This window comes from Pseudoalteromonas luteoviolacea (assembly GCF_001750165.1).
GTDB lineage: Bacteria > Pseudomonadota > Gammaproteobacteria > Enterobacterales > Alteromonadaceae > Pseudoalteromonas > Pseudoalteromonas luteoviolacea_G.
The window spans coordinates 2,298,351-2,315,203 of sequence record NZ_CP015411.1 but is presented as its reverse complement, the minus strand read 5'-3'; the positions used below and the strand labels follow the sequence as shown (position 1 = coordinate 2,315,203).

Annotated in this window: 18 protein-coding genes; 2 read left to right on the top strand and 16 right to left on the bottom strand. The window is 40.7% G+C overall.

The features are described 5' to 3' along the window. Window positions 1-168 precede the first annotated feature (168 nt). The 8 genes from S4054249_RS09890 to S4054249_RS09855 all read right to left on the bottom strand — a co-directional run bounded on the left by S4054249_RS09890 (window position 169) and on the right by S4054249_RS09855 (window position 4,089). Window positions 169-510, bottom strand: a complete 342-nt coding sequence (locus S4054249_RS09890; RefSeq protein ID WP_046355287.1) for a hypothetical protein — start codon at window positions 508-510, stop codon at window positions 169-171. Between the two features lie 75 nt (window positions 511-585). Then, entirely contained in the window at window positions 586-738 is a 153-nt protein-coding gene (locus tag S4054249_RS26545) for a hypothetical protein (protein WP_155523260.1), read from the bottom strand. 193 nt (window positions 739-931) lie between these two features. Further along, window positions 932-1,813, bottom strand: coding sequence for a PhzF family phenazine biosynthesis protein (locus S4054249_RS09880; RefSeq protein ID WP_046355286.1), 882 nt, complete (start codon window positions 1,811-1,813; stop codon window positions 932-934). Window positions 1,814-1,875: 62 nt separating this feature from the next. Next, the gene (locus S4054249_RS09875) at window positions 1,876-2,328 is read right to left on the bottom strand and encodes a pyridoxamine 5'-phosphate oxidase family protein (RefSeq protein WP_046355285.1); all 453 of its coding nucleotides are present in this window, start codon (window positions 2,326-2,328) and stop codon (window positions 1,876-1,878) included. 55 nt (window positions 2,329-2,383) lie between these two features. After that, window positions 2,384-2,872 (bottom strand): hypothetical protein, encoded by a 489-nt coding sequence (locus S4054249_RS09870; RefSeq protein WP_046355284.1) that lies wholly within the window; start codon window positions 2,870-2,872, stop codon window positions 2,384-2,386. A 403-nt stretch (window positions 2,873-3,275) separates the two neighbouring features. After that, complete coding sequence (locus tag S4054249_RS26920; protein ID WP_230851833.1) at window positions 3,276-3,539, bottom strand: GNAT family N-acetyltransferase; 264 nt, start codon at window positions 3,537-3,539, stop codon at window positions 3,276-3,278. A 63-nt stretch (window positions 3,540-3,602) separates the two neighbouring features. Next, window positions 3,603-3,725 (bottom strand): hypothetical protein, encoded by a 123-nt coding sequence (locus tag S4054249_RS27150; RefSeq protein ID WP_256370553.1) that lies wholly within the window; start codon window positions 3,723-3,725, stop codon window positions 3,603-3,605. A gap of 13 nt (window positions 3,726-3,738) precedes the next feature. After that, window positions 3,739-4,089, bottom strand: coding sequence for a hypothetical protein (locus S4054249_RS09855; RefSeq protein WP_046355283.1), 351 nt, complete (start codon window positions 4,087-4,089; stop codon window positions 3,739-3,741). Between the two features lie 513 nt (window positions 4,090-4,602). On the opposite strand from S4054249_RS09855, the gene S4054249_RS09850 reads away from it, so the two are divergent. Together S4054249_RS09850 and hisC are read left to right on the top strand one after the other, a co-directional pair. Further along, the gene (locus S4054249_RS09850; RefSeq protein WP_052960913.1) at window positions 4,603-5,187 is read left to right on the top strand and encodes a CPBP family intramembrane glutamic endopeptidase; all 585 of its coding nucleotides are present in this window, start codon (window positions 4,603-4,605) and stop codon (window positions 5,185-5,187) included. A gap of 190 nt (window positions 5,188-5,377) precedes the next feature. Then, complete coding sequence (gene hisC, locus S4054249_RS09845; RefSeq protein ID WP_046355282.1) at window positions 5,378-6,475, top strand: histidinol-phosphate transaminase; 1,098 nt, start codon at window positions 5,378-5,380, stop codon at window positions 6,473-6,475. 55 nt (window positions 6,476-6,530) lie between these two features. Here the strand turns inward: hisC and S4054249_RS09840 are convergent, their stop codons facing one another. From S4054249_RS09840 to S4054249_RS09800, 8 genes are all read right to left on the bottom strand, one after another. Beyond that, complete coding sequence (locus S4054249_RS09840; RefSeq protein ID WP_052960912.1) at window positions 6,531-9,461, bottom strand: M14 family metallopeptidase; 2,931 nt, start codon at window positions 9,459-9,461, stop codon at window positions 6,531-6,533. A 205-nt stretch (window positions 9,462-9,666) separates the two neighbouring features. Next, window positions 9,667-10,038, bottom strand: coding sequence for a DUF2237 family protein (locus S4054249_RS09835; protein ID WP_046355281.1), 372 nt, complete (start codon window positions 10,036-10,038; stop codon window positions 9,667-9,669). A 229-nt stretch (window positions 10,039-10,267) separates the two neighbouring features. Continuing rightward, the gene (locus S4054249_RS09830) at window positions 10,268-11,902 is read right to left on the bottom strand and encodes a methyl-accepting chemotaxis protein (protein WP_046355280.1); all 1,635 of its coding nucleotides are present in this window, start codon (window positions 11,900-11,902) and stop codon (window positions 10,268-10,270) included. Between the two features lie 1,349 nt (window positions 11,903-13,251). Beyond that, complete coding sequence (locus S4054249_RS09820; RefSeq protein ID WP_046355278.1) at window positions 13,252-13,659, bottom strand: glycoside hydrolase family protein; 408 nt, start codon at window positions 13,657-13,659, stop codon at window positions 13,252-13,254. A gap of 653 nt (window positions 13,660-14,312) precedes the next feature. Further along, window positions 14,313-14,723, bottom strand: a complete 411-nt coding sequence (locus S4054249_RS09815) for a GNAT family N-acetyltransferase (protein ID WP_046355277.1) — start codon at window positions 14,721-14,723, stop codon at window positions 14,313-14,315. A 108-nt stretch (window positions 14,724-14,831) separates the two neighbouring features. Continuing rightward, complete coding sequence (locus S4054249_RS09810; protein WP_235611269.1) at window positions 14,832-15,182, bottom strand: lactoylglutathione lyase; 351 nt, start codon at window positions 15,180-15,182, stop codon at window positions 14,832-14,834. Window positions 15,183-15,213: 31 nt separating this feature from the next. Next, complete coding sequence (locus tag S4054249_RS09805; protein ID WP_046355275.1) at window positions 15,214-15,720, bottom strand: GNAT family N-acetyltransferase; 507 nt, start codon at window positions 15,718-15,720, stop codon at window positions 15,214-15,216. Window positions 15,721-15,970: 250 nt separating this feature from the next. Next, window positions 15,971-16,708, bottom strand: a complete 738-nt coding sequence (locus tag S4054249_RS09800) for a carbon-nitrogen hydrolase family protein (protein WP_046355274.1) — start codon at window positions 16,706-16,708, stop codon at window positions 15,971-15,973. Window positions 16,709-16,853 lie beyond the last annotated feature (145 nt).

Here is a 16,853-nt window from a genome sequence, read left to right as displayed (position 1 = left end):
ATAGAGGCTTAGATTTATTATGGCCAAATGTGAAAACAGCTTAGATATTAGATTACAAAGTTCAATTCGCACTTACATATTGGTAATTTCTATTGGGGTTATAAATTAGGTTAGAGATTGGCGAAACATCACCGATTTTATACAGATTTAGGTCTGGGATGATTTTATTTACACAATCGCCCAACCAGAAGTCAAATTAGCTTCAAAACCAACAAGTCCACAGCCTGTAACCACTAAAATCAAAGCCGCATACCAAGAGAACTTAATATCTGAACTTGCCTTCATCAGCGCCTTATTCTTTAGTTTGACACACTCATTGCCGAAAATTATCGGGGAAAAGTCATCAAGTTGAGCCTCATAAAACGCTTGAAAAGATGGCTTCCCCCAAGAAATCCAGTTTGCTTTTTCCTGCTTTAACCTAGCTCGATAAAAAACATTACAAAAATAATAGTTCAAAGCGATAACAGCCGCGAGTATCACTAAAATACAGATAGCGATGATATCAAACACAATGAGCACCGATTAAGTCGTTATGATACAAGAGTAATGCAGAAAACAATCAAGCGCTAAGAACCAAGCAATGCACTAACCGAATTCAACCAACCCTTTTCGATGCTCAAATGACTTACCCGTTGCTTTATCTTCTCCGCATAAAAAAGCACGTCTTACGCAGCGTGATACACAGTGATAGTACTTGGTATCCACCAAGCTAACTTGTCTCTTCCTTGCTATTGCCATAAAAAAAGCCATCCATACTTTAACATTCATTAAGGCATAGATTACCTAAAGCGCAGCCATCATTGAGTGATTAACCGTTCAGAATCAAAGCTCATTATTCACCATGACACACATCAGCCTCATTCTTACGCGCAAATAACTTTTAAGCAAAAGTGAAGTGAATATGTACTCAAGAATAGGTTTTATCGGCAAGTTAAAGTTCTAGTAAAATGTTCACTTTATCAAACGCCTGTGCAAAACCACCTACTTTAACCTCGCTCACCAGTCCCCCTTCTAATTTAATAGACGCAGAGATTTCAGACCCACACCCCATCACTCGGCCTTGCTCAAATAGATAGTCAATTGTCGTGTTTGACTCGGTATTGGTGTGCTTAGTTAAATAACACGCAAGCGCACCACTTGCGCTGCCGGTAGCTGACTCTTCTGGAATACCAAAAAGAGGTGCAAAATTTCTACAGCTGGCTGTGTAATTCGAGCTTGCATCGTTCAATTCAAATACATGGGCTCCAACCAAATTATGCTTTTTGCAAAATTCAGTCATCAAGGCTTCGTTGAGTTTAACTTTATCAAGATAGCCTCTCGGTACGGGTACAATCATATCCGCAAGTCCTGTAGTGACAGCTTCAATAGGTAACTTTGACGCGGCCAATACGTCCGCATCTAGCCCTATTAACTGCGATATGTCTTGGTAAGAAAAACTATCTAAAAATTCAGGTAAACGTTGCTGCATCACGACTTTTCCGTTGGCCTCAATACGCACTTCTAGTATACCCGCTTTGGTTCTTTGCACTGATTTTCCAGTGCCAACGATCCTCTGCTCAAACATCACTGAAAATGCAGCCAGTGTTGCATGTCCGCAGAAGTCGACCTCTCCAGTCGTTGTATAAAAAGTCAGCTCAAAATCCACCTCTTTATCACGAGTCACAAAGGCCGTTTCTGAAAAACCAACAACTTGGGCAATATGTAATTTTTCAGCATCTGATAAATGCTCTGCATTTAAGACAACACCGGCTGGGTTGCCGCCCAAGCCACCTAATACGAATGAATTGACCAAATACGCTTCTACTTGTTTCAAACTGAACGACTCCAAGATTTTTAGCTATGATTATATTGAAATTTACAAAATGAGCACGCTCACTATTTAACGCCGTATGTTAGTTTTGCGCTTTCAATTTGTTCGGCTTCAGTAATGTTAGGAAACAGCTTGTAGCTAGGTGCTACGATAGGTTTAACCTTCTTGACCGTGATATGAATAACGCCCGCGACCGGATATTTATCCCCCGTTATAGGCTCTATTTCTTTAAATAGTACAGGAAAGTGACTATCATTTTTAGCAACATAGTTTGCTTTACCATAGAGTTGAAAGCCCTTTTGCGTAAACACATCCACACAACTTACGCACACATTATCGTTATGTTTTATATTGCGCACGCTGTTCGCTGAAGCGATATTCGCAATGAGCAGTTCATTGTCTTTATAGCTAACAAACACCTCTTTGGGAGACACACTTGGGCCCCCGTCTTTATCAACAGTTGCCAACCAGCACAATACGCTCTGCTGAATTGATGACTTAACTTCTTCTGTAAACATGATCATTCCTTTTAATAAAAACGAGTTACACAGCAAATCTCGTAAACTTATCTTACTACTTGTCCTGCTCTAATATAATTGCACGTAGAGCAGGTCTGACAACATTCAAAATCAATACAAGTATAATAAGTGCGCCCGCAGCTAGTCTCACCACCCTAAAAAACCAAGGCTGCTCCCATAACTCTGCTTTAACTTGCTCACGAGAATTTTGCTCTAAAAATGCGTGGTAAGCCTCATCTAAGTCACTATATTTAGTAATTTTTGGATAATCAATCACGATACCCACCTTAGCCAAAGAGACGCGAGCATGTTCCGTTTTTGCTTGGTCAACGTACAGCATTTGGCTTTTAACATCGGCATAATATGCGATGCGCTCTTGATCAAGTACATCTGAAATTAGCACTGCATCGACCAAACGCATATCTTGAACAAGCGGTCTGAATATTGGACTGTCCTGCCTTGCCCACACAATCGTCAATATGGCAAATATAATTGAAACCGCGATAACAAATAACAGCTTATTTTGTCTTGTTATGTACTTCACTTTCTTACTCTTTTCTTATTATTAAATAATCTATTTTAAAGCTGCCATAAGCCTTGCTCATTACCACCTAAAATATATATCGCGAATTGGCCTTTACCCGGTATTTCCGTCGGTGGCATTGCTATTTGAGCGCCTTGTTTTTGCACTTTACAGACTGCTTTATCAAACCAGCCAATACGGGCGAATTATCGGTGCCTCCGTCTCTCTAAGTGACGCTCGAATGCCCACGCAACTACCATCGTCAAGCTTGCAAGTTTTTGCACCACCAAGCAGCGGTTCAGCTTCAGAGAAGGTTTTTTGATATGTTTTTTCGTAAACTTTTACCACTGAGTCAACATCTTCAGAGACGATTTCTAAGTAATGAACTTTAATGAGCTTCCTCCAAGCATGTTTACTTGAGTATTTAAGTTAAGTTTAGATAAAGCCTCAACATATCTTTATGCTGTATACCGTTTTCAAAAATTGGCTTAGAGTAATTTTGTAAAAAATGGTTTTTAACTACACACTCAACTCTAAACCCCAATCTTTGATAATAGGTGAGTTGATAGCCAAAAGTCCCTGTACCAAGCTCAACACGCTCAATTTTTTTAGACTTTAATTGAGCAATCACATATCTCAATAATTGAGTTCCAAGCCCCTTACCCTGCCGATTGGGCACTACTGACATATTATAAATTTCAGCGTGTCTGCAATTTACTTCACTAACCACACATGCCCCAACAATCTGTTGCTAGTCGACGGCCACAAAACACCACGCACCTTGTAAATAGGACAATATGTTGTCTTTGCTCGGATCGGCTTCAAGCAGCAATTCAATAGGCACATCAATACTTTTAACTTCCTTATACTCCAATTTACACACCTTACTATTTATGAAGAAGACGAGGCTTCACACATTCACTTTGTTCTTTTTCAAGTGCACGTTTTTGTTTTTCTTTTACTTCTGCCCAACTACCCCCTTGCTCAATCGCTGATACTCGTTGCTCATACTTATTCACGGCACGCTTAACTACAGAGCCCATATCTATCCCAGCCTCTTTTTCCAGAGCGAGGATTATGTTATGGCATTTTCTTTGTTTTGGGATCTCTTCTAGTACTTCAGTGACTTCATCTTGCAAGGCGGATAAATAAGTATTTGAACCTGAATACCAGCTATTCGTTTGGTCAAAAATGAACTTTCGCTGTGCAATTGCTAGTAAGTTTTCTAAATCTGGCATCTTTATCTCACCTCAGGCTTTGAACTTTAAGCGTATGATGTTTGGCGACTAAAAGCTAAATCGGCATTGAACGGACGACAATACCTATGCTTATTGCTTAGAAGCATACCACCCGACCATTTGATTTAACCTAACTCCGCCATTATTTACATATTGGCAATTTTTCTATTTTAGGTAAAGCACAAAAAATTAAAACAAATAAGGACATAAAAACCTGAACTTATAATTATGTTTACAAATTTTTCTCTCATTCGGCTTATTGCCTACTATTTTCTTGCAATGATTCTAATGTCATTGCCAGTAGCGTTATTAGTTTATTCAAACACGTCCGATTCATTCTTGAACCTATCCAATGCCCATACCAAAGTGCTTCTTGATATAACATCATGTGTACTTATAGTCGCGCTAATTCTGCGTTTTCTTAAGCCTAAGCAAAGGCGTGTAGCCTTTTCAAATACAGCATCAAAAACTGAGTACGCCTATATGATAGTATTCGCTTTGGGGCTACTCTGTATGTATTTTGCCACTGCAGACATCTTGCATTTGTATTCGCACATCGACTTTAAGTTGGTTGACGACAATTTGGTAGATACCAACATCTCACCGCAAGACGATCATTTTATTTTCTACATGTGTGTACTATTTGTCAGCTTAGTGATCGTGGTGCCTATTTTTGCAGAAGTCGTATATCGAGGTGTATTGCTAGATAGGCTGTGTTTAAAGCTTTTCCCGCTGTGGGCCATTGCTTTAAGCTCGCTGTTATTTGGTTCTATCTATAATAACTTTATTGGCAGTCTCATTTTGGGTATTGTTTTATGCCTGATAAGATTTAAGTTTCGAACACTTGCCGCCCCTATTTTTATCCATATGCTGCATAACTTGCTTGTATACTGCCTTATTTTCACCTCTTATTTTGTGAGTTTAAGCTACATTCCAATCATCTCTGGCTTAGTGAGCGATCCCAGTATCGCAACCATTACGATATTGCTCAATATTGCTACGCTGATTATTGGCACATTTTGTTATTATGTCCTTCGCGACATCCCTAAAAGCAAGTTTAAAAAGCGTACTTGCTCTTTGCATAAAACACCTCTATAACAAACAACTTAATAAGAGCAACTACATACAAACGGTTCCGGTTGGAGCTACTCTTTATCTAGCTCTACAGCGACCCAACATTAAATTTATAATAACCTACCCAACACGCTACCCTAGATTTTAAATTCTCGCTATGATGGCAGCTGCATATGCTTAATAATTACAAATGCCAAGGACTTAAGGAATTTTTATGCAAAGTACCAATACCCTCATTTCTGAGCAATTTAGTCAATTACAACCCTACAAAGCTGGCTTAACAACCGAAGCGATACAAGAACTATATGGCCTTGAACAAGTACACAAGTTTGCCAGTAATGAATCCCCATTTCCGCCTTCAGAATTGGCAATGCAAGCAGTCTCTGAGGCAATGCATAGTAGTAATCGCTACCCTGATTATCAAAAGCTTCGTTCAATTATTGGCGAGCAGTTTCAACTGTCTGCAAGCAACGTGATACTCGGGTGTGGTTCAATCAATATTCTCGATATCATTTTTCACGCTTTTAACAGAAAAGGCAGCAACGCTGTTTTTACAACATGTAGCTACTTCGCATACCCACTGCTTGCGCAAAAATCAGGCATTGACGTAAAGCTTGCACACACTGACGAAAATCTAGGCCATGTCGCACACAATTTGTTAGCTCAGTGCGACGAAAACACCAGCTTATTGGTTATTGACAACCCAAGTAATTTTTCCGGCAGTGCGCTCGATGCCAAAGAGTTAGAGTACATCCTTGGCAATGTCCCAAAGCATACTTTGGTTGTGCTTGATCAAGCGTATGAAGAGTTTACTGATGCAGCTCCCTTATCCATTAACAGCCAAACGTTTACAGAACACCCAAATCTAATTGTGACGCGGACATTTTCCAAAGCATATAGCTTGGCAGCACTGCGTATTGGTTATGCACTTGCTAACTCGGAAATAATAGATTGGTTAAACCGAGGGCAACAGCCTTTCCCAATATCAAACTTAGGCATTGCTGCCGCAATTGCCTCTTTGCAAGACAGTGCATATAGTCAATTTGTTATCGACAGTGTCAAGCAGGGGCGCAAAGTTCTCAGTGAGGGTTTAAGCAATTTAGGGTTATTATGTTATCCAAGTAACTCAAATTTTGTTTTGGCTGAATTCGGTGAAAATGCATCGGATATATTCAAGCAACTGCTGGAGCACGGCTTCATTACACGTCAAATGCAGGTCTATGATAGACCTGATCTAATACGAATTTCAGTAGGAAATGATGCCGAGAATGACAAGTTACTCAACAAACTGTCAGAGATTTTGAATGTATAGTGCCAATGGCTCACCCAGTCATATTTAAGATATTGGTTGAGCCAAAAGTTGAAAATTATAAGTTTGTCACCACCTGACGCGCACCAAGTCCCGATCCATAAACAATGGCATTCAGTAGCAATCGATTAGTGGCAAGTGTAGAGCCCCTAAATACCGGTTGACCAGAGAATAAAATGATTTGCCCGTTGCCTTTTCGTTCACGAGTCAAATAGGCTGAATTTGCAAGACGCTTGCTGGCTTCAGGCCATAACAAGCCACTCATACGTAATGTCAGCTCTTGCTTTTCGGGTAATGTCGCCCATCCCACTTTACGCGAAACGGGTTTATCTTTTGCTTCCTTGACGTGTTTTTTCCACGCGCTGGCGTCCATTTCTTGATAGCTACCAAACCTAACCGCGGTTTCTACGCGTCCTTTACTCATCAAAATAGGATCTCTTGCTGTTAAAACAGGGATCACAGGCGGCGCACCAAAAGTAAGCCAATGTTTTTGATCTGTTCTTGCAGCAACAATCGCACCAGAGGTTCTGAATTGGGCAAGCCACTCATCTTGCTTTTTCAGTTGTTTCTCTGACAGCGGCTTTGCAGCAGCATCCCAAGGGTATTTGACTTTATCAACAGCGTCATGTTGCCAAATATTGCTAATTTCTGGGTAGTTATCTTGCTGTGCTAACCATTCTCTTTGCAATGCGATATCGTATTGCTCAATCTCTTTGAATGCGTCTTTTATCTGCCTGACTTGGCTTAACTTTGCTTTTGGGTTGGTCAACTGAGGAACAGAGCCATCAATCGCAATGAGTGTGCCGCCGGACTCAACCCAATTGTTAATAGCAGATAATTCACTCTTTCCTAATTTACTGCGCCAAGTTGAAGGTAAAACGAGCGTGTTGTATCGTCTTAGATCTGTCCAATTAAAGTAATCGCTATCAATATGTGAGTGACGAATACCTAAGTTGCTGTCTATGCTGTGCCAAATTGCACCAAAGTCCAGTGAACTTACACCACTGCCATTTAAAATCGCAATTCTCGGTTGCGCCAATACTTTAAAGTGAGAACCACCAAAATCAGGTAAATCACCTTCTCCGTGCCCACCAGCAACTGCGTGCGTAGTAACATGCATTTCTTTGGCTGTTTTTTCTACTACTGCATCTAAATCGCCAGCGAAAAACTCATTATCATAGCGCGAGACAATAATGGAACCACGGCTTATATTCACATCATCCAGCACAGTTTCTTTATCAATAATACGTGTTGTCACGCCGCGTTCCATCAGCCGGGCCGCAAAGCCAACCGATGCATCGTCTTGACCGTCAATGACATAAGCCAAAGCGTTCTCTTTTTTAATGATTGGCGGGCGCTGCTCAGGAGCTGTATAAGGGCGAATATCTTCGTTAATGTCTTTTTTAACAGTCAGTGCTTCAAGGCCGTACATCATGGAGATATTCCACGCCGTCGCGTCATACATTAAGCTTGAACCATTTCGCAATAGGCGCTGACGCTCTTCAACTAATACCTCATCCGTAATTTTTGCATCAAACTCCAACATAGCTGACACTAATCGACCTTGCGGTTGGCGATTACGGATCAGTAGCGTGCCAGCTGGCAGTTCTGTTTTAACTTGCTCACCGAGCTGGTTTTTAGCCTTGCTCACTTTAATCGGCTTAGTGCTTTGGTGTAGTTCAAAGCCTTGCAGCTGCATTAAATTGACAAACTTGGCCATACGCTGATGGTTTTCAGTTGGTAAAATAGCAAAAGTTTGATCAGCAAACGGGCTGTCTTTTGAGATGAGCTGACGCTTATCTTTGACAAAGTCTCGATAAATATCTTTGGAGTGTTTTGCTAAGGTTTTAATGTTGGCAATGCTACTAACCAGTTGCTTGTCAACTCCTTCTGCATAACTCACTATACGACCATTAGGCTGCATTACGCCGTCTTCTTTGATCCGTGCTTGCTCGTATAGAATATGAATGGTGCCTCTAAAAGCAGCATAACTTGAATAGCCTGGATATAAGTTTTCTAGCCACTCACCCATATAATATGGCCAGTTTTCTTTATCTAACGCATCAGCTTGGTCTTGTTCAAACACTGTGCCCCATTTTCTGATATGAGATGATAGATTTTTGTTTACCGGCTCTCTTGCCAAACCAAATAAATATGAATCCATCGATCCCATTTCATGGGCATCTATCATTAACTGCGGGTTCCATTCATTAATCGATTTGACGATTCCCTGAGTTTCTGGGTGTACACCCAATGTAAAGTCACGGTTTAAATCAAAGAAATAATGATTACTTCGCCCTGTGGCCCATGCATCTGTATGCAATGTGGACTGCGTGTCAACATTCGGGGCTACGCCACGACGCTGCTGAAGCTGCTTGGTAAAGCGAGCACGACCGTCTGGGTTCATCAACGGGTCGATAATGATCACGCTTTTATCAAGTAACGTTTCAATATCTTGCTCTTGCGATGCAATGAGTTGATATATGGCGGCAAGTGCCGCGTCACTGCCCGATGCCTCGTTGCCATGAATGGTATAAGCCAACCACGATACCGCAGGTAGGCGATCAATAATGCGCTTTTCTTCAGAGCTGGATAGATTGACTGGGTTTGCAAGTCGCGCTAAGTCTGACTTGATTTGATCAGTGTTAGCCAAGTTTTTTGCTGACGAGATGACCACATAATGTAAAGGTCGCCCTTCGTGAGATTGCGCATATTCAATAACTTGCATTCTGTCACTGACTTTTTGCCATGCCGCCAGTGCCTCTGTAATTTGAGCCGGTGTTGCAGCGCGCTGCCCAACAGGGAAACCTAATATACTTTCAGGTGTGGGAATAGACGAGCTCAACTTGCCTTCAATTAAGGGTTTGTTGTAATTCAGCCCTTGTAGCTCGGTTGGTAAGCGCTTGACGCCATCAGCGGCGTTTGCACTCATTGCCAGAGCGCTTGCAATGGCAATAGACAATGCCTTATATGAATTGCGCATATACATTGTTGATTTCCTTATTATTGTAATAAAAAAGCGGCTGACATATTTTAAAACTGTCAGCTTTTTAGACACTATCACTGGCTATTTTTGCGGTCAAACAGTGGACGATAAAGCGAAGAAATATAAGACAAAACTCGGTCTTGATAGCAAGCGTTTTAATAACTGGTACAGACCTACCAGTTCAAACCATCATTTGCTGTGAGTGGATTCAGTCAATGCTAAACTCTTTCAATACGTCTAAATCCACATACTCAAGTACTTTTTCATGCGTTGCACTGAGCTTAACTGGTGGTGCAAACCCAGCTATATACGCTTCTTTCCACCTAAGAGAACACAAACACCAGCCATCACCTGGCTTTAAACCCGGAAACTGATACTGAGGCGCAGGTGTGCTTAAATCATTGCCTCTTGTTTTGGTAAAAGCCAAAAACTCTTCAGTGACGATGGCGCACACCACATGTGTGCCGTGGTCCATGTCATTGGTATTGCAATATCCGTCACGCATAAACCCGGTTAACGGATCGATACAGCACACCTCTAAATCCCCACCTAATACATTTTTAGCTTTTTCTAGCGCCATTATTGCGACTCCATTTAGTTCGACGGTCAATCACGAAAGTTACATGATGGTACGAGCTACACCTAAATAGAGATTACTTTTAAAGTGATTAAAATCAGCCTTGTACAACAATACAAATAACTTATTTAATCGATCATTCGTCATTAAGAAGTGCTTTTCACAAGAAGTGGGCTTGGAAATTCAAGCACTGCTGATGCATGTACTCCCATAAGAAACTTAAAGAAAAACACTAGCCTAACTTGAAGCCACCGACTGCCTCGCGCAACTTTTTAGCACTTGCCATGGTTTGATCTGCTATCTCTTCGTTTTCAACGGCGGTATCAAAGTTATGGCGTGTACCTTCGGACATTTGTGTCAAGTTACCGCTGATATCTTCTGTGACTTTACTTTGTTGCTCTGTCGCAGTGGCAGTTTGCACTGCAACATCCGATACACGCGCCGATGCTTGCGCAATTTTGTCCAAGGACTCCAAAGTCTGAGAAGAGCACTCCACCGTGGAGCTCGTTGACTCATTGCCTTTTTCAATGGATGAGACTGCCTGTTCGACACCTTGTTGTAAATTCGAAATCATTTCTTGAATATTTTCGGTCGATTGCTGTGTTTTACTTGCCAGAGTTCTTACTTCATCAGCAACCACTGCAAAACCTCGGCCCTGATCCCCCGCTCTTGCGGCCTCAATGGCAGCGTTTAACGCCAGTAGGTTGGTTTGCTCTGCAATACCGCGAATAACATCTAAAACAGAAGCAATATTTGTTGAATCTTCGGCAACTTTAGAGATTGTATCTGACGCATGTGCAACTACCTCTGATAACTGCGTTATTTGGCTCACCGTCTGGTTAGTCACGCTTGTCCCCTCTTCTGTGAGCTCATTCACATGAGATAAATCTTGTGCAGTTAAACTGGCGTTTTTAGCTACTTCCTTAATTGCATAGGACATTTCATTCACGGCAGTCACAATCACTTCAATGGCTTGTAATTGGTTAGAACACGTATCGTGAATATCTTTAGAGCCGCGCTCCAGTGACTCGACTCCCTTAACAACCGACATAGACTCATCAACAATGGTGCGAATGAGATCACAGAGACCTGCAACAAACTTGTCAAATTCATTGGCCACATCGCCTAATTCATCATCGCGGTCTGAATTAATGCGTTTGGTTAAATCCCCGTCACCATGACTCATCTCTTTCAATTGCTTTGCAAGGTCATTTAAGGCATTTGCCATTTTTTTAGGCGCTATCACCCCAATGGCAATAATAATCGCAACCACTATGGCGCTGATCACCCAAATCACGGTCAAAGTGCTGTTTACTTCACTGATAGATTGGTTACTCACCTCACCACTTATCCTATCCGCGGCCTCGCCTGCCAAATTAAAATACTCTCTAAGATCGTTAAAGCTTTGTGTTGCTATCCCTTCGCTTTGAATAATGGCTGCGCTTTTATCACCTTGACGTATTAAATCAAACACCTTTTGCGAGTCGCTGAGCCAAGCCCTGTACTGGTTATCAAAACCCCGAAGCGGTGACAGCGCACTGGGGTAATCTTGCATCAAGTCACGGTATTTGTTCATACGATCAAGCGCTTGTTGCGCGTTTTCTTGATAATCAGCATACAAGCTGTTGTAGCTGCTATCCAAGTTGGTGCTATACAAAGTGTGCTGCTCCGCTGATAGCGCTTGATATAAATCTCTGTCTGCATTAATAACGGCTGAGATTGCAGGGTTGAATTTATTGCCAACTTCACTGAGGCTTTTTTCAGTTTTAGATATAAGGAACAGGTTGATAGATACAACCGCAATAAAAAACACAGAGATGGCAAAAAACAGGGACGAGTATTTAACTTGCAGGCTTTTGAAGTTCATTGATAGTCACTATTTGCTTGTTACTTATTACAAATATAGTTAGAAATAGCGAGTTTTCAGGGGAAATTGGTGTTGAGTTTTCTTGACCAACAAGCTTACAGCTAATTAGCCATGCAACTAAGTTTGGTGTTTTAGCAAAATATCCTTAGATTAACATTCAACTCTCTCACGCCTCTGGTTCATTACCACATTTATCAAATAGTATTTTCTATATGCACCAGAGCCATCATGCTGCACATCATATTGATGTACCAAAAATCACATGCATTTTACATACTTACAATACTTTGCAAAATATACATATTGTTATCTCTATGAACCTTATTTCTAGACTTATGGTATCACAGGGCTACAAATGACGACTTACCCATAAGACAAAGCCTTGTTGTACATGTACAACAAGGCTTATAGCCGGCTACAACACGCGTTGACGACCCAAACAGGATTTCCAAAACGTAAACTACCTTCGCCTGTATTTAAGCCCACTTTATCAGCACCATTTTCACTAATGATGCTTCTGACCTTTAATTTGGCTATGCTACTCACTTTTAATGCAATAATTAAATTTTTAAATTGCAATCATAATCTTTAGTTTATCAAAATCATAAAAGTCTAAAACCCGCCCCTTTGAGAGTTTTTGCTTTCTACCCAATAAAGTTATGAGTTTACTCAAACTCACTTTCCATTACAGCATTCTTTATATAAAGGGCTTAAGCCTTGCCATCGCTTGTATCCTCCCTCATGTTAGCGGCCTTTATTGATGCGTAAGCACTCATGTAGCTCGGCCCTTTCCAAACCGCCAAACACACTACAATAAAAAATAAAATACAATACACATTCACTCCCAAATTAGTTAAATTTTCAATTAGTTCAGTTATAGTTGAAAGTATCATTATACTTATCTCCTCTATTTTAATATTTTCGATCCTTGACAAGGTCACTCCGCAAAGGATGTTAATCACCCGCCCCAGTGCGGTTTTTTATTGTCTGTTCATTTTAAATTTTACTTTTACGCAAATCCCCATGTGTTGACTATGTAGTGCTATTTAGAGGTAGTTATTCAATTAACTCTCACTCGCTTATAACGGTATGTTAGCGGATTTTATTTTTTTGGTTCCCAAGAAAAAATATTTTTTCCAGCTTGGCGACACTTTCCATTTCGGAAAGTTAAATTAGCAGCATCAAATTGTTCATGAACAATCCGATAAAACGATCATACCGATTTTTTCAGGGGCAAAAGGCGACTGAAAAAAAAGTAGTAAAAGCTGTTCTAAATCTAAGTTTGATGACAAGCAAGATTGCCTGCTTTAGGAAGGGAGGTCTTTTAATCTGGATTAAAGGATTTAGAATCAGTGCCACATACCAGTGTACATTTGATTTGAAAGCTCTTGAGCTCTATTCGGTACTTGCTTAGCCCAGCGACTGTCCATCATTTCAATAGCGGCCTGCTCATAATCACCAGCTTCCACATACGAAAGCGTCTTTTTGAAGTTCATTAAGCCTGTAACACCCAGATTAAAAGCCATGTTTACTAGCACGGCTTGGCGCTGTTCATTGGGTAAGGCGAAATATGGAAGCTCATTTGATAGCTGATGAGAGATTCTTTTAACTCTGCACTGCAATAAAAGCGCAGCTTCTTCTTTGGTGATACCACTCTCTAAGTTAAAGCCATAACCAATGGTCCATTTGTCTTTGGTGCATTTGTACATCTGCGAGCGAAATCCCTCATGTACTTTTAATTGCGATATTAAATCCATAAATTCCACCCACAAAAAAGCCCGACCTAAACAAATAGATCGGGCTGTAAATTCTGATTCTTTAAACAAAAAACCCGCTTAGTCAGACTGGGCGGATTTATTCAATACGGGAAATAGTAGCTATTTATTGGGGGGTTTGCAAATCCTTATTTGGGCTTTCTAATGGCATCGCTATCCCAGCATCTGCAAATATCTCTTTTTGTTTATTATACCAGTAATCTAAAACATCAAGCGGCTCCTTGAGTCCTAAAGATTTAGGAATTGATAGTTGCGCACTTTAGTTCTCATGCGCATTAATTTGCGCACTTTGCAACTAGACCTATTATAATTCAAAAAATTTCAGACACAAAAAATGCGCAGTTAAGTTGCGCGTTGTCACTAGGTATTAAAGTGGATTTAAGCCACTTCTCTCATTTTCTGATGTACATTCTTAATAATGTCACTCTCCCACCTACTTATAATAAGCATAATCACTTTTGATACTTCATCATGCCTTTGTGTATAGCTTTTGTGATCTATGCCTATTGCGCTGCATCTAGCTTTATTGGATAACTCCTTCTTTAACCATGGAATGAAAATCGTAAAAATACTCCTCAGTTTTTAATATAAAGAAGGCAAATATTCAAAGGGAAGCTCATACTCTCCTACCCAAATCATTTCGAGTGATAAAACTTTTTGGTCATACCTTGGCTTTTTGGCGCCACCAAGCGGTAGCCTAGTTTTTCATAAAATTTAGGTTCATCAGCGATCATGGATACATACGAGCCTTCAAGTGCAACCGATGTTAGGTATCTATCAATGTACTCCATCACTTGTCGGCCTAAGCCTTGCCCTTGGTATTGCGGGTCAACTGCGACATCTACAATCTCAAAATTACATGCGCCATCGCCCACCACTCGGCCCATACCGATGAGCTTGCTATCGTGACGAATAGACACACCATATAACGTATTCGGTAAGCCAATTTCTGCGGCTTTTAAAGATTTCGCTGATAAGCCAGCCGTCACGCGCATATCACAGTATTCTTGGGGCGTAGGTACATATTCTTCAATTGTATAATTCATAATCACTCCTCGGTAAAACTGAAATGATTATACATATAACTGTATAAATAAACAGTATTATAATTTATTAGCCTATATCCAGCACTGAAGATTAAAATATAGGCTTAGTCACGTTGCCAGTTCAGTGATGTGCCACATTTCACCTGAAGGCCCCCAAAGGTAGATAATTTTACCCCAGTGCGCTTCTTTGATGGGTTCATACTTTACCTCTGTATTTTGTACATTTTGGATAGAATTAAGCGCTGCTTGAATATCTGGCACAATGAGCTGAAACATCAGGTTGGTCTCTCCTTCTATATCGGCAGCCTGATATAAAAAGAAGCTACATGTATCGTTGCTTATTATGATCATCTCATCATTGGTATCATCACTTTCAAACCCTAGCGCCTCATAAAACACTTTTGAAGCGTTCAAATTGTTTACGGGAATGAATGGCCGAATGTCGTGTGAATTCATCATTTTCCTTAATAAGTTAGCTATTACCACAAAATTAAACGATGGATTTGCTTAACACATAATTTAAATGCTGCTCTTTATTTAGCACAAAATAGGTCTCTCCGATCTCCTCAAAGCCATGGCGCTTATAAAAAGCCCGTGCTCTGGCATTTTTGTGGTTTACCGTCAGCCACAGACTTCGATGACCCAAGTTTTTACAGTCATTGATAGCCGCCACTAGCAACTTAGACCCCAGCCCCTGCCCAGTAAATGGCTCCTGAATATAGAGCCTATCAAGTTCAGGGGCTTTCGTTTCAGTGATGGGGCAAGTGCTAGAAAAATCCAACGAGACCAGCCCTGTGAGATTGCCATCATGCTCTGAGACAATATATTTGTAATCGTCTGCATTGAGTTGTTTTGCGATATTTTGAGAAGTAAACTCGCTTAGAACGTATCCTGAAATGGCCGTATTAATCCCCTCAGTAGAATAGTTATGCAACCAAACTTGTGCAGACAATGCTGCAATATTCGCGCTGTCATTTAACGTTGCGACTCTATACATAATGCATATTCCTTGATTTCCTACCAATGCCACACCTGACGTCTAAACCGTTATCCTGGGCTTGATTCAGGATCCATTTTATTCTGTGACTACTATATGGTTTCCAGAGCAAGTCCGAAATGACATAGAGAGAATCTGCTCTAGATTAATAGAAGTGACATAATGTTGATTTCCTATTAAGTACGCATTTGCTTTGTCTATACCAATAACTTATGAGCAGTCCGATGGCAATTGGGCTTCTGAGCAAATATTACTTAGGTATTTCGTGCACCTCGCCTACCCACACGCCATCGTTTCTTTGAGCTATCACCAAAGCATCCTGCGCCTCTCCAGCTTGTGCAAGTAAACCACCTTTGTACCATATCGCACTTTTACCTGCTGCGGGCAAACCTCCGCTTGGTTTGTTAAAATTCGCTATGGCAACCAAAATTTTATATTCATCAGCATAACCTGCCCACATTTTCGAATCTTTCGCGTATCCGTCAGGTGTCACCAAAACACCCGCAGCATAGATTGACGCCCCAAGCTCCACACAAGTCTTCGCATGTATTGAGTTAACCGTGTCTGCACATATTGCATTAGCTATCGTCTCTTGCTCGAGTTGAACTATTCGATATTGATCGCCGCTGCTAAAATACACATCTTCTCCTTCATGAAGATATATTTTTTCGTAAGTCTCCGTTTGGCCCGTGTTATGTATAATAAACAAGCCTATTTTCTCTGAACCTTTTGATTGGATTGGCGCACCAACACCAACCGTTATGTTGTATTTTACAGCTGCGTCAATAAGCGGTCCTAAACGTTCATCATTAGGTTTGAAAACGAGCTCTTTAGCCAGTTCCATTTCGTAACCCGTTAACGACAGCTCAGGAAAAATTAGGTAATTCACTCCGTGTAAACTGGCTTGTTCAATATACCTGACATGATTATCAATATTCGCATTTACATCCCCTTTCACCGAACTACTTTGCGCTACAGCTATTTTCATAATAACAACTCAACTTAAACCAATTTAATTTTCCCACGAAGTAATACTGCATGTTGTTGTATAACTTATCAATAACAGATTATCTTGAAGCACTTTAACCGACGACTTTAATATTTTTAGGCTAATTTCTTCAATAAGGAGGTAA

Excerpts from the sequence above, each read along its gene's own strand:
- S4054249_RS09830 (WP_046355280.1), bottom strand. The coding sequence starts at position 11,902 with ATGAACTTCAAAAGCCTGCAAGTTAAATACTCGTCCCTGTTTTTTGCC.
- hisC (WP_046355282.1), top strand. The coding sequence starts at position 5,378 with ATGCAAAGTACCAATACCCTCATTTCTGAGCAATTTAGTCAATTACAA.
- S4054249_RS09840 (WP_052960912.1), bottom strand. The coding sequence starts at position 9,461 with ATGTATATGCGCAATTCATATAAGGCATTGTCTATTGCCATTGCAAGC.
- S4054249_RS26545 (WP_155523260.1), bottom strand. The coding sequence starts at position 738 with ATGGCAATAGCAAGGAAGAGACAAGTTAGCTTGGTGGATACCAAGTAC.
- S4054249_RS09810 (WP_235611269.1), bottom strand. The coding sequence starts at position 15,182 with ATGATGAATTCACACGACATTCGGCCATTCATTCCCGTAAACAATTTG.
- S4054249_RS09850 (WP_052960913.1), top strand. The coding sequence starts at position 4,603 with ATGTATTTTGCCACTGCAGACATCTTGCATTTGTATTCGCACATCGAC.
- S4054249_RS09835 (WP_046355281.1), bottom strand. The coding sequence starts at position 10,038 with ATGGCGCTAGAAAAAGCTAAAAATGTATTAGGTGGGGATTTAGAGGTG.
- S4054249_RS09815 (WP_046355277.1), bottom strand. The coding sequence starts at position 14,723 with ATGAATTATACAATTGAAGAATATGTACCTACGCCCCAAGAATACTGT.
- S4054249_RS26920 (WP_230851833.1), bottom strand. The coding sequence starts at position 3,539 with ATGTCAGTAGTGCCCAATCGGCAGGGTAAGGGGCTTGGAACTCAATTA.
- S4054249_RS09820 (WP_046355278.1), bottom strand. The coding sequence starts at position 13,659 with ATGGATTTAATATCGCAATTAAAAGTACATGAGGGATTTCGCTCGCAG.
- S4054249_RS09855 (WP_046355283.1), bottom strand. The coding sequence starts at position 4,089 with ATGCCAGATTTAGAAAACTTACTAGCAATTGCACAGCGAAAGTTCATT.
- S4054249_RS09875 (WP_046355285.1), bottom strand. The coding sequence starts at position 2,328 with ATGTTTACAGAAGAAGTTAAGTCATCAATTCAGCAGAGCGTATTGTGC.
- S4054249_RS09800 (WP_046355274.1), bottom strand. The coding sequence starts at position 16,708 with ATGAAAATAGCTGTAGCGCAAAGTAGTTCGGTGAAAGGGGATGTAAAT.
- S4054249_RS09805 (WP_046355275.1), bottom strand. The coding sequence starts at position 15,720 with ATGTATAGAGTCGCAACGTTAAATGACAGCGCGAATATTGCAGCATTG.